The organism is Roseivivax lentus, assembly GCF_900156805.1.
In the GTDB taxonomy this organism is placed as follows: domain Bacteria; phylum Pseudomonadota; class Alphaproteobacteria; order Rhodobacterales; family Rhodobacteraceae; genus Roseivivax; species Roseivivax lentus.
In genome coordinates, this window is sequence record NZ_FTOQ01000025.1 from 14,274 (window position 1) to 27,880 (window position 13,607).

General features: G+C 56.3%; 11 protein-coding genes. 4 read left to right on the plus strand and 7 right to left on the minus strand.

The window, feature by feature from the left end:
* The first annotated feature begins 17 nt into the window (after positions 1 to 17).
* The 4 genes from BW990_RS20015 to xrtD are packed head-to-tail and all read left to right on the plus strand — an operon-like array spanning position 18 to position 4,539.
* The gene (locus BW990_RS20015) at positions 18 to 1,559 is read left to right on the plus strand and encodes a lipopolysaccharide biosynthesis protein (protein WP_076451133.1); all 1,542 of its coding nucleotides are present in this window, start codon (positions 18 to 20) and stop codon (positions 1,557 to 1,559) included.
* On the plus strand, positions 1,556 to 2,578 hold the full coding sequence (locus BW990_RS20020; protein WP_076451135.1) for a glycosyltransferase family 2 protein: 1,023 nt from the start codon (positions 1,556 to 1,558) through the stop codon (positions 2,576 to 2,578). Before BW990_RS20015 ends, BW990_RS20020 begins: the two co-directional genes overlap by 4 nt.
* Positions 2,575 to 2,928 carry a hypothetical protein gene (locus BW990_RS21680; protein ID WP_143526300.1) on the plus strand — a complete coding sequence of 118 codons (354 nt, stop codon included), beginning with the start codon at positions 2,575 to 2,577 and terminating at the stop codon, positions 2,926 to 2,928. Before BW990_RS20020 ends, BW990_RS21680 begins: the two co-directional genes overlap by 4 nt.
* A 15-nt stretch (positions 2,929 to 2,943) precedes the next feature.
* Complete coding sequence (gene xrtD, locus BW990_RS20025) at positions 2,944 to 4,539, plus strand: VPLPA-CTERM-specific exosortase XrtD (RefSeq protein WP_076451137.1); 1,596 nt, start codon at positions 2,944 to 2,946, stop codon at positions 4,537 to 4,539.
* A gap of 68 nt (positions 4,540 to 4,607) precedes the next feature.
* Here xrtD and BW990_RS20030 read toward each other — a convergent pair whose 3' ends face one another.
* The 7 genes from BW990_RS20030 to rfbF form a co-directional block, all read right to left on the minus strand.
* A complete protein-coding gene (locus BW990_RS20030; RefSeq protein ID WP_076451139.1) occupies positions 4,608 to 5,435 on the minus strand; it encodes a CpsD/CapB family tyrosine-protein kinase in 828 nt (275 codons plus the stop codon).
* Positions 5,436 to 5,462: 27 nt separating this feature from the next.
* Positions 5,463 to 7,019 carry a GumC family protein gene (locus BW990_RS20035; protein ID WP_076451141.1) on the minus strand — a complete coding sequence of 519 codons (1,557 nt, stop codon included), beginning with the start codon at positions 7,017 to 7,019 and terminating at the stop codon, positions 5,463 to 5,465.
* Complete coding sequence (locus tag BW990_RS20040) at positions 7,012 to 7,896, minus strand: ExeA family protein (RefSeq protein WP_076451143.1); 885 nt, start codon at positions 7,894 to 7,896, stop codon at positions 7,012 to 7,014. Before BW990_RS20040 ends, BW990_RS20035 begins: the two co-directional genes overlap by 8 nt.
* A gap of 259 nt (positions 7,897 to 8,155) precedes the next feature.
* On the minus strand, positions 8,156 to 9,325 hold the full coding sequence (locus BW990_RS20045) for a class I SAM-dependent methyltransferase (protein WP_076451148.1): 1,170 nt from the start codon (positions 9,323 to 9,325) through the stop codon (positions 8,156 to 8,158).
* Positions 9,325 to 10,503 (minus strand): class I SAM-dependent methyltransferase, encoded by a 1,179-nt coding sequence (locus tag BW990_RS20050; RefSeq protein ID WP_076451150.1) that lies wholly within the window; start codon positions 10,501 to 10,503, stop codon positions 9,325 to 9,327. The genes BW990_RS20045 and BW990_RS20050 overlap by 1 nt, the downstream gene beginning before the upstream one ends.
* Positions 10,503 to 12,830 carry an NAD-dependent epimerase/dehydratase family protein gene (locus BW990_RS22150; RefSeq protein ID WP_200798082.1) on the minus strand — a complete coding sequence of 776 codons (2,328 nt, stop codon included), beginning with the start codon at positions 12,828 to 12,830 and terminating at the stop codon, positions 10,503 to 10,505. The genes BW990_RS20050 and BW990_RS22150 overlap by 1 nt, the downstream gene beginning before the upstream one ends.
* Entirely contained in the window at positions 12,827 to 13,603 is a 777-nt protein-coding gene (gene rfbF, locus BW990_RS20065) for a glucose-1-phosphate cytidylyltransferase (RefSeq protein WP_076451176.1), read from the minus strand. Before rfbF ends, BW990_RS22150 begins: the two co-directional genes overlap by 4 nt.
* Positions 13,604 to 13,607 lie beyond the last annotated feature (4 nt).

Sequence of the window (13,607 nt, forward strand, 5' to 3'; positions counted from 1 at the left end):
CGAGGTAGAGTGCTGGAATGAGCGGGCAGGCGTCTCTCGTCATCTCCAAGTCGCTTGTGGCTATCAATTCCGCAAGCAGCGTGTTTGCGCGCCTCGTCAACTTCGTGGTGCTGCTTTGGGTCTATCAGTTCCTGCTAAGGCATCTGTCGGCCGAGGAATTTGCGGTTCTTCCGCTCGTAAATTCTTTGATGGTCTTCGGTCCACTCTTCTTTTCGTTCTTTATTGGCGGAATCGCCCGATATATGGTCGACGCTTACGCCAAAGGTGATGTGGAGGGAATGCGGCGGGTGACGTCCTCGCTCTTCCCTGTTCTTGCTGGCGTCAGCTGTATCCTTTTGCCCTTGGGCGTGCTCTTCGCGGCAAACATCGAAAAAGTGTTCAACGTCTCTCCCGGAATGCTTGGCGATGCGCGGCTCATGTTCAGTCTTTTGCTGTTTAGTTTCACTTACCAGACAGTAATTGTGCCTTTCACTTCGGCGTATGCCGTTAGCCTTCGGTACTACGAAAAGAACCTGCTTGACGTCATACGCGACCTGGTGCGTGCGGCGCTCACCGTCGGTATGCTTCTTATCTTGGGACCGTCGGTCATTTGGGTCGTGATTGCCGCGGTAATCGCCGAAAGCTTGACGAACACGATCATGCTCTTCAGGTCGTTCCGCATTGTTCCGGAGCTTGGATTTGAATGGCGACTGTTTTCCTGGCCGCTGGCACGAGAAATGACCCGTTTCGGTTTCTGGACGACTCTGGACCGGCTGGGGGCGATCATGCATACCCATGCGGCGACGCTCATTCTCAACCTGACTAGTACCGCAGCGGATGTGACAGCCTATTACGTTGGTGCAACGTTCTTTCGCCAGATCGAAAGCACGATAAAACTGGCCGCGATGCCGTTGCTTCCGATTGTTACGGCGATGAACGCGGTCGCGGACAACGCTCGACTTGGCGCGGCCGTCCTTCGGGGTGGGCGGTATGCGCTTTGGGCCGCCCTCATTCTGGCGGTACCTCTGGCGATTTATGCCGATATCTTTGTGCGGCTCTACATGGGCCCGGGCTATGAAACTGCGGCTTGGATTTTGATCATGTTCATGGTCACCTTTCCATTCAGCCAACCCACAATTCTGCTGGCGTCCACGGCGATGGCCAAAAAGGCAGTCCGCGAGTTTTTTCTACCGGCTTTCATGTTCCAGTGCCTCGGCTTTGTCTTGATGCTGATTCTTGCATATGTTTTCGAGCTTGGTGCGGTAGGGGTGACCATGGCCCTGATGCTGGTGACCATCGTGTCGCAACTGAGCTTTTTCTGGCAATTATGCCTTCGCCTTACGCAGCGCAGCTTCAAAGACTTCGCGTCTAATACCCTTGTGCGGGGGATGGTTCCCGCCGCCATTGGCGCGTTGGCGTGGGCCGCGATGCGCATCACATTCCCTCCCGAGAGCTGGGGCACACTTATTACCCAAGGAATTATCGGAGCCTCTATCTATCTTCTGGTTCTCTTCGGACAATGCCTCGACATGGATGAAAGAAAAGATATGCAATCCCTATTAGGGAGAATTCGCTCGTGACAAATATTCGGCCTGGCGCGCTTGACGGCTCCAAACCGAACGCGAACTTGAAGGCCTTGCCTCTCGTTTCCATTGGTCTTCCTGTCTACAATGGAGCAGCTTATATTGAACAGGCTGTCGCGTCTTTGCAGGCGCAGACCTATCCGAACATTGAGATAGTCATCTCCGACAATTGCTCCACCGACGCCACCCCGGATATCTGCAAGCGATTGTCGGGCGCCGACCCCAGAATAAGCTATTCCTGCACCAGCGCGAACATCGGCGCGGCTGGTAATTTTAATCGCGTCGCTATGGTCGCCAAGGGCACACTTTTTGCATGGGCGAATCACGACGACCTATGGGATCCCACCTATGTCGAAAGCGCCGTGGCGGCTCTTTCGAGCAACCGGTCAGCGATCCTCGCCTATGCCCAGTCGGCCAAAATCGACGAATACGGCGATACAATCATTGAACTGAACGCCGGACTCGCACTCGATGCGGTAGAACCCGCGTTGCGACTCAAGCGCTACCACGACCTGTTTGTCGGCGTCGATCAGCGTAAGGCATGGGGTAAGGAAGCGATTGAGGGGTTTTGGATCCCGATATACGGTGTCATCCGGACCGATATGCTCCGACAGACGTCTCTCATTGGTAACTACATTGCATCTGACACTATCCTTATTGAAGAGCTTCTCATGCTTGGTGCTTTCGTGGAGATAGAGAAGCGGCTGTTCTTTAAGCGGGATCACCGTGACCGCTCAATGCGAGACAGTGAAGAATACGATGCCCGAACCGAATGGTTCTCCGGTAAACAGGCCCCGCGACTGATTTTCCCTCGGTGGCGAGCATTCTGGCAAAGAGTGCGGGGAGCGATTGTCTTGCCCTCCGGCCGCGATAGAGTTCGCTGCTTTCAAGAAATGTGCGGATTTTATGTGAGGCGCAGATCTGAAGGCAACGCGCTGGTAAAGGAAATCATCATCAATTTCGTTCGCTTATTTCTTGGGCCTAGTCGCTCTGCCAGGCTGTTCGGGAATTGGTGACCGATTTGGAAAACGCGGTCGCCATGTGGCTTGATGCAGTCTGGCCGGGCAGGGGTTGGCAAGCCGACAGCGCGCAGCGCCTTGCGTCTTTCTTGCCTGCTGCTGTGGTGTTGGGGTACTTTCGCCTACGAGCTTCGATCAATAAGCTTGAACGAAAGGACATCTTCGATACGTGTGAACAATCAGAGGCTCAGGCCACGGCATGCGACTATGAGGAAGCGCACGAACGGCTTTGCATCTTGGAGTTTCCGATCATGCGCCTACGCCCCGATCCGCAAGCCGTACGCCGTACGCCGCCTTGGGATATTTCCCAAAGCGCAATTTCGATTGCTACTTATGAACATTACTAGCGAAAGCTGAAGCCTATGAGCGTCCGCTCTGACCATCACTTCGAGCTCAGCCGGTATGGCTTCAATGCCATAGGACTTTTGCTGTTTGCGCTGCTGGTCATTGGATCGCTGCCGATCTTCTGGATTGGCCTGGAGTCGCTCTGGGCAGCGTGGAGCACGCCCGAATACAGCCACGGGCCGCTGATCCCCATAGTGTCGCTGTATCTCTTTTTGCGCCAAATGCGTCAGATGCCTGAGGCGAAAGCGGGCCCAATCAATCGCCTGCCAGGTATCCTTGTGGTCTTGACCTCTCTGGTCGTTGCCGTCTTGGGCAACCTGGCTCACATCCCGGATATCGTGACCTACGCTATCATTATCTGGGTCGGTGGAGTGGTGCTGACCGTCTTCGGTTGGCAGCTGGGCAGACGTTACCAACTGGGTGTCGTGCACCTTATCTTCATGTTGCCCTTGCCGCAGGTCCTCTACTGGAAACTTACGATCTTCCTGCAGTGGATTTCTTCGCTCGTGGGGGTATGGCTCGTCGGACTTGCAGGAATCCCGGTTTTCCTGGAAGGAAATGTTATCGACCTTGGCATCTATAAACTGCAAGTGGCCGAGGCTTGTTCCGGTTTACGGTACCTCTTTCCTATCCTGAGCTTCTCCTATCTCTTCTCAATCCTCTATCGCGGGCCGGTTTGGCACAAGATTCTGCTTCTGCTGATGGCAGCTCCCCTGACGGTATTAATGAATTCATTCCGGATCGGCGTCATCGGTATCCTGGTCGACCGCTATGGTATCGCACAGGCTGAAGGATTTCTGCATTTCTTCGAAGGCTGGGTGATCTTCGTGTCCTGCATCGGTATCTTGTTCGCGACAGCTGCGGGGCTACAGCGGCTGACGGACAGCCCGAAGCCGATGGCAGATTTGATCGACCTCGATACCGAGGGGTTCTTGTCGATCTTGGGACGTATTCGTTTTATCCGCCCCACGGGTGCCTTGGCTATCGGCGCCGTGGCGACGCTGGCGGTCTCGGCGGTGTGGATAGCGCGCGGCGAATCCGATGCGCTGACGCTGGATCGGGAGCGATTCAGTCTCTTCCCGCACCAGATTGGCGATTGGTCAGGCTACAGCGAGCAGCTGTCGCCTGAGATCGAGGCCGTTCTGGGTGCCAGCGACTATCTCAATGTCTCCTATCAATCACCTGTTGCGCGCGCCCAGGTAAATATGTTCGTAGCTTTCTATGACTCCCAGGTCGAAGGCGAAGGACTTCATTCGCCGGAGGTCTGTCTGCCGGTTGGTGGTTGGGAAATCTTCGCGTTGGAGCCGCACCTGATCGACATGACCATGGTGGGATATGGCTCGTTCAAGGTAAACCGCGCGGTGATCCAGAAAGAATTGTCGCAACAGTTGGTTTATTACTGGTTCGAGCAGCGCGGCAAACGGATGACCAACGACGTCTTGGCGAAATTCAGTGTGCTGGTGGATGGAGTTGTCCTTGGCCGTACCGACGGTGCCTTAGTGCGCTACGTCACCGCGATCAATCCCGACGAAACTGAGGCGGACGCCGAGGCGCGGCTGCAAGGCTTCGTCGAACAAAGCCTCGGATATTTGCCTCGATTCGTGCCGCACTGAAGCTCTTGTTCTAGGACGGAGCTCTTGGTTTCGGCGATCTGAGAATTGTTTCGGTCACCTCTGGAACGTCAGTAATAGCCTTCCTCGTAGCCATAGGCGCCAGACGTGTAGACGCACTTGTTCAGCACTACGCCCATGACATTGGTCAGCTCGCTGACTTGGCGCTCGGCCACATCGAATTCCTTCGACCTTGTTTTCTCAGCTTCCACGACGATCAACGCTGCATCGACGCGGGTCAGGAAACCCAGATTGTCATCACTGGCCGAGAGTGGCGGCATATCGAAAAGGAAGATATCGGGGCCAAACTTCGCTTCGATACCTCTGAGTACGTCGTCAGATATTGCACTTTGCAGGATTGCCGCCGGGTTACCGGCCGCGCCGAAGCCCAGACCAAATATAAGGTTGCTGCCGTAGCGCCGGGCTGCGTGAGAAAAGGGTATCAGACCGTTTAGCACATCGGACATCGGCACATCGCCCTTCTGCCCAAGCACGCGGCCTAGCCCGTTGCGTCGTAAATCCGCGTCCATGGCAATGGTTCGGATCCCTTGCTGACGCGCAAGGCCGAACGCCAAATTGGCCACCGTCGTGGTCTTTCCCGAGCCGCTGCGTGGCGATACCACGGCGATGCGGCGCCAGCCATTGCTCTGCGCCTGCTGGATAACGCGGGTTCGCAAAATATCGAAGGGCGCCGCTATTGGCCCACTTTGCACTGTGAACACGCGTTTACTGCTGAGAAGGGAACTTCTCAGCTTGATTTCAGGGACGGCCAGCCAGGCAGCTTCCTGCTCTGCGGAAGAGGCCGGTTTGGGCCTGGACCTTTGAGATTGGGTCTCGATGCCCAATTCTCCGTCTCTTTGGGCACGAGCCTTGTCGATTGCAGCCTGTAGCCGTTCCATGCCCGCGGGTCTCCTTTACAGCGCGTCTTACCAGCGCACGCCCAATCTGTTCATCAACTTTTCCGCCAAAAGGTCTATCGGCAGATAATACACGTGCACCGCATATATCATCGCTGGAATGCCGATGAGTATCGTAAGTATCAGCGACGCTTTGATGCCTCGCTGAAGAATGAGCTGCCGGCGCGTCAAGATATAGGGAACTGTGGTGAACGGCACGATGTCGAACCGTGCTACCAGGTCCTCGGGTCGACGGATTGTCGTAGCTTTCAATAATTCCAGAAGTACAACCAGCCCGAGGCCGGCCAGCAGTCCAAGAATACTTCCGCCACCGGCGATTAGGATGCGGTTTGGCTTGCTCGGAGCGTTGGGCAGGTTCGGCTGTTCGATCACAGCTATTCTCTGCCCGCGCGAGCGCGACTCAATCAGATCTCCAGTTTGCGCTCTCGACACCTGCTCTTCCGCTATCGTGTATTGGGTTACGAGCAATTCATAAGCCCGTTCCAGCGCTGACAGCTGTGCGGCTACTTCGGGTGTCCGCTCGATGGAGTCGGTCAAGGCTGCGATTTCGGATTGCAGCGCCGCGACCTGGATTTCGGTCTGTTCTATTTCTGCGTCGATCTCGTCAAGTTGCGCATTAATCAGGTTGCGTTGAGGATCGTTAGGCTGATCGTCGTCTGACGGCGAAACAACAGCTTGTTCGCCAGCGACTTCGGCCTTCATCACCTCGACCTTCCCGCGCAGCAGTTTGACTTTTGGGTTTTGCTCGGAAAATACCAAAAGCGCTTGCGCGAGCTCGGTTTCGGCCTGGCTAAGCTGCTGTTCCGCCAAGCTCGGTGGTTCCTGGGGCAACAAGCGGTCGGTGCGTCCTGTCGTCTCGTAGATTTCCAACAGACGAGCGCGTTGGCCGCGCAAGCGCGAGATGTCGCGCTCGGTCTGGATCACGCGCTCTTGAAGTTCCGAACGCTTTTCCAGGCGGAAATCCAGGCTTTCGGGCAGCGCATCCGAATTCTCTTGCTTAAGCGCGATGATCTTGGCGCTCGCTTCACTCAGCTCGTCGCCGACACGCGCTACTTGCTGGGAAAAAAACTCCAGCGTGTCGCTGGCCCTGCCGCGGCGGAATTCGGCATCAGCCTCAAGGATGGTCGTTAGGTATTCGTTCAGGACCTCGGCAGCTTTGTGCGCCTCCGGCGCCTCGAAGCTCACGAACATCATCTTTGCGGGGCTACGTGCCGACGATGTCTCAATAATCGTTCGGGAGCGCATCGCCCGGACGATTTCGTCTGGATTCATTTCGTCGATATTGGGCAGGACCTGCAGCCGCCGCGCGAGGTCCAGCAGGTTGGCGCGGGTCAAAAGTCTCTGTTCAATGATCTGTAACTGTTCGAGCGCAGGCGTGCGTACGGTCGACGCCGCAAGGTCCTCGGGAATCTGCGGTGATTCAACCACAAGCCGCATCTGGCTGACATAGGCAGGGGGCAACGACACGGCCACGGTGATCGAGATGGTTGAAACGATGGTGGCGACCACCAGAAAATAGGGCAGCCGCCGCAGGAAAAGTGAGAGGTAAAACCTCAAATCATCCATTGCTGTCGCCCCCTGCTTCTATGAGAGCCAACGGAGGGCTGGCTGGCTGATATCCTTTGAAGAATATGTCGTCGTCCAAGACATTTCGGACGGTGATTTCATCCACGACCCGGCTTTCGGCTTCCCAGGCGTAGAGCAAACAGAATTCACACAGTTGGTTGACTAGTCGTGGCACACCCCCAGCTTCTCCATGGATCATTTTGCAAGCAGCTGGAGTAAATTCTAAACCCGTCCCGCCGGCTGTTTTCAACCGGTGTGAGAGGTATTCGATCGTGGTCTCAGCGTCCATTGGTCCAAGATGAAAACTGGCGGCGACGCGCTGCGCAAGTTGCTGCATCGACCGGCTTTTCACCATGTCACGCAATTCAGGCTGGCCAGACAATATTAGCTGGATCAAGACATCGTTTTTGGAGTTGATGTTGGTGAGTAGCCGAAGCTCTTCAAGCCCCTCAAGCGTCAGGTTTTGTGCTTCGTCGAATACAATAATGACGCGCTGACCATCGGCATATTGTTCCAAAAGGTAATCCTGCAAGATCTGAAACATTTCGACGTAGCTGGCCTTTGACTCGAAGCTGACCGAAAGCGCATTCAATATCCATTGGAGGAGTTCTCCTCGGTCGCCATGAGCGTTGGAAACCAAACCGAACGTCAGATCACGAGAAGCGTCGTCCAGCAACTTTTGGATCAGTGTCGTCTTTCCGGTGCCGATTTCGCCGGTAATCAGCGTTATAGGCGCGCTCGAAAAAATGCCGAACTCCAAGATGGCATACGCGCGCTTATGTTGTTCTGACCAGAAAAGGAAGTCTGAGTCAGGAACAAGCGAAAACGGGCGGTTATCGAAGCCGAAGAAATCAAGGTAGATATTCGCTGACGACATGAAACCTACGCAAACCTTCAGAAGGAATCGCTGACGCGACAACACATGGTAAATAATAACTCAGTATAGGCGAAATCTTCAGACAGCTCCAGTTAGTGAACCCTTTGATATCAATATGGTAAATTCTTGGCGCGCCCGTGACTTGATCATATTTTCAGCGGGTGTGGCGCCGCTGCACGTCTTTGAGAACGGCCGTTCATTCCGTGAGGCTCTGCGGTTGTGGCGAATTGCAGCGAACGCACCTAAAAGACTCACAATATCAGCCTGCTACCACCGCAATTTCAGTATCGAGCGCTAACCCACGCACATGGGCCGTGATCTCGGCCTCATAAAGCGCATTGGAAATGAGCAAGAGGTCGGGTCTCACTTTCGCAAGCGCGTCCGGGGCTACCACAGCCAGCGCGACGCCAGGAGCATGGAGCCCGTGCTTGCGCGGGTTTAAGTCAACGAGGGCAACGAGCGGCTCAGCCGCCTGGCCGAGCGCGTTGGCGAAGGTGATGCCCTTCGAGCCAGCGCCCCATATCACTGCGGTGCCGTCGAGCTGGCCGAGACGGTTGCGCCACTTCTCGAGTAGGCCATTGGCTTCCTTGGCGAATGCGTCGGCGTCCGCCGCCACTTCTGTCGCATCCGGCGAGACCCAGGCCGGGTCCGGCGCGGCCGGGGCTGCCTCTAGCATCAGGAACTGGCCGTCATAGCCTTCGCGCACCGAGGCCGGCTCGAAGCCGGCGCGGCGAAAAGCTGTCTCCATCGAGGCGGCGGTCCAGTAGCCGACGTGCTCGTAGATCACGTCCCACATCGAAACTGCGCGCAGCATCCACCCGGCGTTGGGGACCTCGAAATAGACCGGTACGTCGCGGTCTCCGATGGCGCGGCGGATATCGTGCAGCAATGGCATCGGCGCATCGAGATGCTCCAGCACATGACGGCAGAGGATCGCGTCAAAGGAGCGGTTCAACTGGTCGGAGCGGAAGTATTCCGGCACGATTTCGACCCCGTCGCGGGCGGTGAAGGGTGTCTCTTTGCCTTCCATGGATGGGTCAAAGCCAGTGGCGGTGGCCGCACCGTGCTTCACCAACAGGTCGAGCATATGGCCGTCGCCGCAGCCGATCTCGACGACGTGGCGGCCCTTCAAGCCGAAGCGCTCAACCAAGCCCTTTGCAAGATCTTCGGCGAAGGCCTGGAACTTGGGTGAAAAATGCAGCGCGTTCTCGTAGCCGGGCGCGTAGACCATGCGATCGGGTTCGAAGGCCGTGTTCCAGATCATCGCACAGGCGCCGCAACGCATCAGGTCCACGTCGCCGGCAGGCGCGGCGCGGGCAGTCTCAGCGTTAGGCCAGAGTTGATTGCAGATTACGGGCACGTTGCCGAGGATGAATACACCACGAAGGTCGGTTCCGCCGCAGACGGGGCATGTCGTCTTCAGGCTCATCAGACAGCCACCAGTTCGGGGGCAAGCCCATTCTTAGCGAGATCACTGCCAATTTCGTCGAGGTAGATCGGGTTCATCACGATCACCGTATCTGGCGGAGCGTGCTTCAGGCTTTCGGGGCCGCAGACGCGGTGTCCGGTACCGGGCAGGAAACGGCCTTGTTTGAAAGGATTGATGTCGACGACCTGCGCCACCTCCGGCCCGAGCCCGTTGGTTGTTAGGAAGGACACGCCCTTTGAACCGCCCCCCCAGATCGCCACGCGTTTGCCTGCTGCATGCCGGGTTTGGACGAAATCGGTCCAATAGGCGCGGGTTTCAGCGACCTTCCTGGGGAAGGTCTTTGCTAGCGCGCGCAGAGTGTCCAGATCGTCTTCTTCCGGCAGGGGACGGCTGCCAATGGTCGGCTTGGCATACTGGATGATGTACTGGTTGTCATAGGCCAGATAGAGTTTCGTGACGTCCATGCCGTGTCGGCGGAATAGTCGCGCGTGTGAGCCCAAAGTGAAATACGAGCAGTGCTCGTAGTAAATGTCCCAGAATGCGCCCTCATCGAGGACGCGTCGTACATCGGGTGTCTCGAAAAAAATGCCTACGTCACTGCGGTTGCCGATCATCCGAGCGATATCGTTCATGAACCGACCGACCTCAGGGATGTGCTCCAGCGTGTGGCGGCAGACCACGAAGTCCGGTGGATCGGTAATGGTTGTAGAGTCGAAGTATTCGCGTTGGAAATAGATATCGTGACCGTCGGCCCCCGGCAGACGGTCGGGAATGAAACCTGGATCGACACCTAGGCCTCGGGTGCCCGTCTGTTGGGACAGTTCCTGCAAGAACTCGCCCTTGCCGCAGCCGATTTCCACCGTCTGCTTGCCCTTAAGATCGTAAATCGAAGCGATCTCGGAAGCGAGATTTTTTGCGAAGCGGTTGAAGGTTCCCGAGAAATGCTGGCTCTCCTCGGTGGTCGAGGCATAGTCCACCAAAGCGAGATCGAACACAGCGTTGAACACGAAACCGCAGTCGTCGCAGAACTTGAGCTGGAGCGGCCGACGCGGAAACGACCGAGCCTCCGCTTCGCTGTCCAACAGAATGCAACTCTGAACCGGGACTGCATCCAGCCGGTAAATCTCAGCCACGGCTTGGGATTCACAGGCCGGGCAAGCGCGCAACTCTTCCACCATCAGTTCGAGACGATTTCGAGTTCGGGGATCGGCACCACAAACTTGCCGCCGTTCGCCAGAAAGTGCTGTTGTTGACGAATGATCTCGTCCCGGAAGTTCCAGGGCAGAATGATCACGTAGTCTGGTCGGTCAGAGGCAAGCCTATCGGGGTCGTCAATACGAACCCGCACACCCGGCATGTACTTGCCTTGCTTGTGAACGTTGCGGTCTACGGCATATTCGATGGCGCGCGAGTTGAGATCAAGAAAGTTAAGCATGATCGTACCCTTGGCGGCGGCGCCGTAGACAGCGATGCGTTTGCCGTCGGCCTTCAGCTTGCCGATCAATGCGCGGGCCTCATCGCGGAAAGCGCGGACGCGCGAGCCGAAGTTGGCATAATATTCAAAGCTGTCGAGGCCAAGTTCGCGTTCTTCAGCGAGGATACGGACGACGGAGTTGGATGGCGCGGTGGTCTTCCCGAAGTAGAGCCGGAGAGATCCGCCGTGTATCGGCAACCGACGCACGTCGTTAAGAAAGAGCCCGTGGCGTTCGAAGAGTGATTTGGCAGAACATACCGAAAAATAGCACAGATGTTCATGATAGATCGTGTCGAACTCGATGAAGTCGATCAGGTCCCGGACGTATGGGAATTCGACTGAAATGATCCCATCCTCCGCGAGGAGGGCGGCCATCCCGGCCACAAGGTCATTCTGGTCAGCAACATGGGCGACGACATTGTTGGCGATGATGACATCGGCTTTTCGCCCCTGACCGACCAGATCGCCTGCTAAGCGTGTGCCAAAGAAATCGTTGATTGTCTCGATACCCTTTTCGATAGCCGCGCTCGCAGGTTGTTTGGCCGGATCTACACCAAGGACCGGTACGCCCTTTTCTTTGAAATTTTGCAGCAGGTAGCCGTCGTTGGACGCGATCTCGACCACTAGGTTTTCCGATCCTAGGGCCCGCGTCTCAATGAGCTCCAAGGCATTTTCGCGGCTATGCTTCAGCAGATCCTCAGAGAACGATGAGAAGTAAAGATAGTCATCGCCAAACATCTCTTCGGGCGGGCGTGTTTCCAGAAGCTGTACGAGTGTGCAGTTTGGGCAAAATCCCAATCGAAGGGGAACGAGCGATTCCTGACGATCGAGCGCCCCTTCTTCAAGAAGTCCGTCGGACCGAGGCATTCGGCCCAAATCGAGGATTGGGCGGAGGCCTTTGTGATGGCAGGAGATGCAGCTAACCTTGGCCGCATCAGCGGCGAAACCGGCTCCATGCGCGTCTGGCGACGCTCCAGCGCGTTCGTCGATTGCTTTTTGGGAATGCGTAAGCGTCTGGTCGATGATTCCGTCAGCGATAAGGCTCTTGATATGCCCGATCCGCTGATAGCGCGGCCCTTCGAATTCCTCCAGAGTAAGGTGCTGCGCCTTGTAGGCTTCATAAAGGGATTCGGCACCGCTTCGGGCGTTCCATTGCGGTTCGAACTGAGGCATGACCCGACGTATCTTGTCGCAATTCACGCGGTAGCTGCGCTTGTCTGGGCCAGCGTCGTCGGCAAACGTCACTTCACAGCCCGGCACGACATCCGCCACAATCTGAGCCAATTCCTTGATCTGGTAGTTGTGCTCGGTAACGCCGACATTGAACGCCTCGTTGCGGATCCGATCTACCGGCGTCGACAGGGTGGCCAGGAACGCGCGCGAGATATCCTCGATATGCGTGATCGGCCGCCAAGGTGTCCCATCGGACTTCATGTGGATGTTACCCGTTGTGACCGCCCAGGCGACAAGATTGTTCAAAACCAGGTCGAAGCGGATCCGCGGACTGACGCCGTATGCGGTGGCAGACCGCAGGAAGGTTGGGCAGAACCCGTCATCCGCCAGCTCTGCCAGCGCCTTCTCCGACCGGACCTTCGATACGCCGTAAGGCGTAACCGGGTTGAAGGCACCGGTTTCGTCGATGAAGTCGGAGCCCGACGCACCGTAATTCGAGCATGAAGAGGAAAAGACGAAGCGTTCCACCCCCGCTGCCTTGGCGGCGCGGGCCACTTTCATCGTGCCTTCGAAGTTAATGTCGTAGGTGGTTTCGGGACGGAAATCACCAAGAGGATCGTTCGACAGCGCCGCCAGATGCAATACCGCGTCAAAGCCTAGAAGGTCAGCTGGGGTGATTGCCCGGATATCTTTGAGGACAGTAGGAATGTCAGGCATTTTACCGCCTGGTTCGAAGGTGCAACGCTCGTAGAGATCACTGTCGATGCCTGCGACGTCATATCCTGCATTCAGAAGCATCGGGGTGAGTACGGTTCCAATGTAACCGCGGTGTCCGGTAACCAATACGCGCATGTTCATTCTTCCCAAACCGCCCAAGGACGCTCGCCGGATTCCCAGGCTTTTTGCAGCGTGTGCTTGTCACGCAAAGTATCCATCGCCGCCCAGAAGCCTTCATGACGATAGGCCATAAGTTGACCGTCCTTAGCGAGATTTTCTAGCGGCGCATGTTCGAACATGGCCATATCGCCTTCGATGTAATCAAAAACTTGCGGTTCGAGTACGAAGAACGCGCCATTGATCCAGCCTTCTGCGGTCTGCGGCTTCTCCTCGAAAGCCGTGACCCGATCGCCGTCAAATCGCATGTGGCCATAGCGCGCCTGTGGTCGCACTGCAGTGACAGTGGCAAGTTTGCCGTGGCTCTTATGGAAGGCGATGAGCTTCTTGATATCGATGTCTGAAACCCCGTCACCCCAGGTCAACATGAAGGTTTCATTACCAAGGTAGGGTTGCAGACGTTTCACCCGACCGCCGGTCAAGGTTTCGTCGCCGGTCTCAATCAGATCGATCTTCCAGGGCGCATGGTCTTTTTCGTGACGCATCAATGCGTCCGATTTGTTCAAATCGACCGTCAAGTTGCCTGACAGTGTCCCGTATTCGACGAAATAGCGCTTTATGTCGTCACCCTTATAGCCAAGCGCGACGGCAAATTCATTGAACCCGTAATGGGAATAGATTTGCATGATGTGCCATAGGATCGGCTTTCCGCCGATCTCTACCATCGGTTTCGGACGAATGCTTGTTTCTTCGGCAAGTCTAGTGCCCTTGCCCCCGGCAAGAATAGCCGTTTTCATCAAT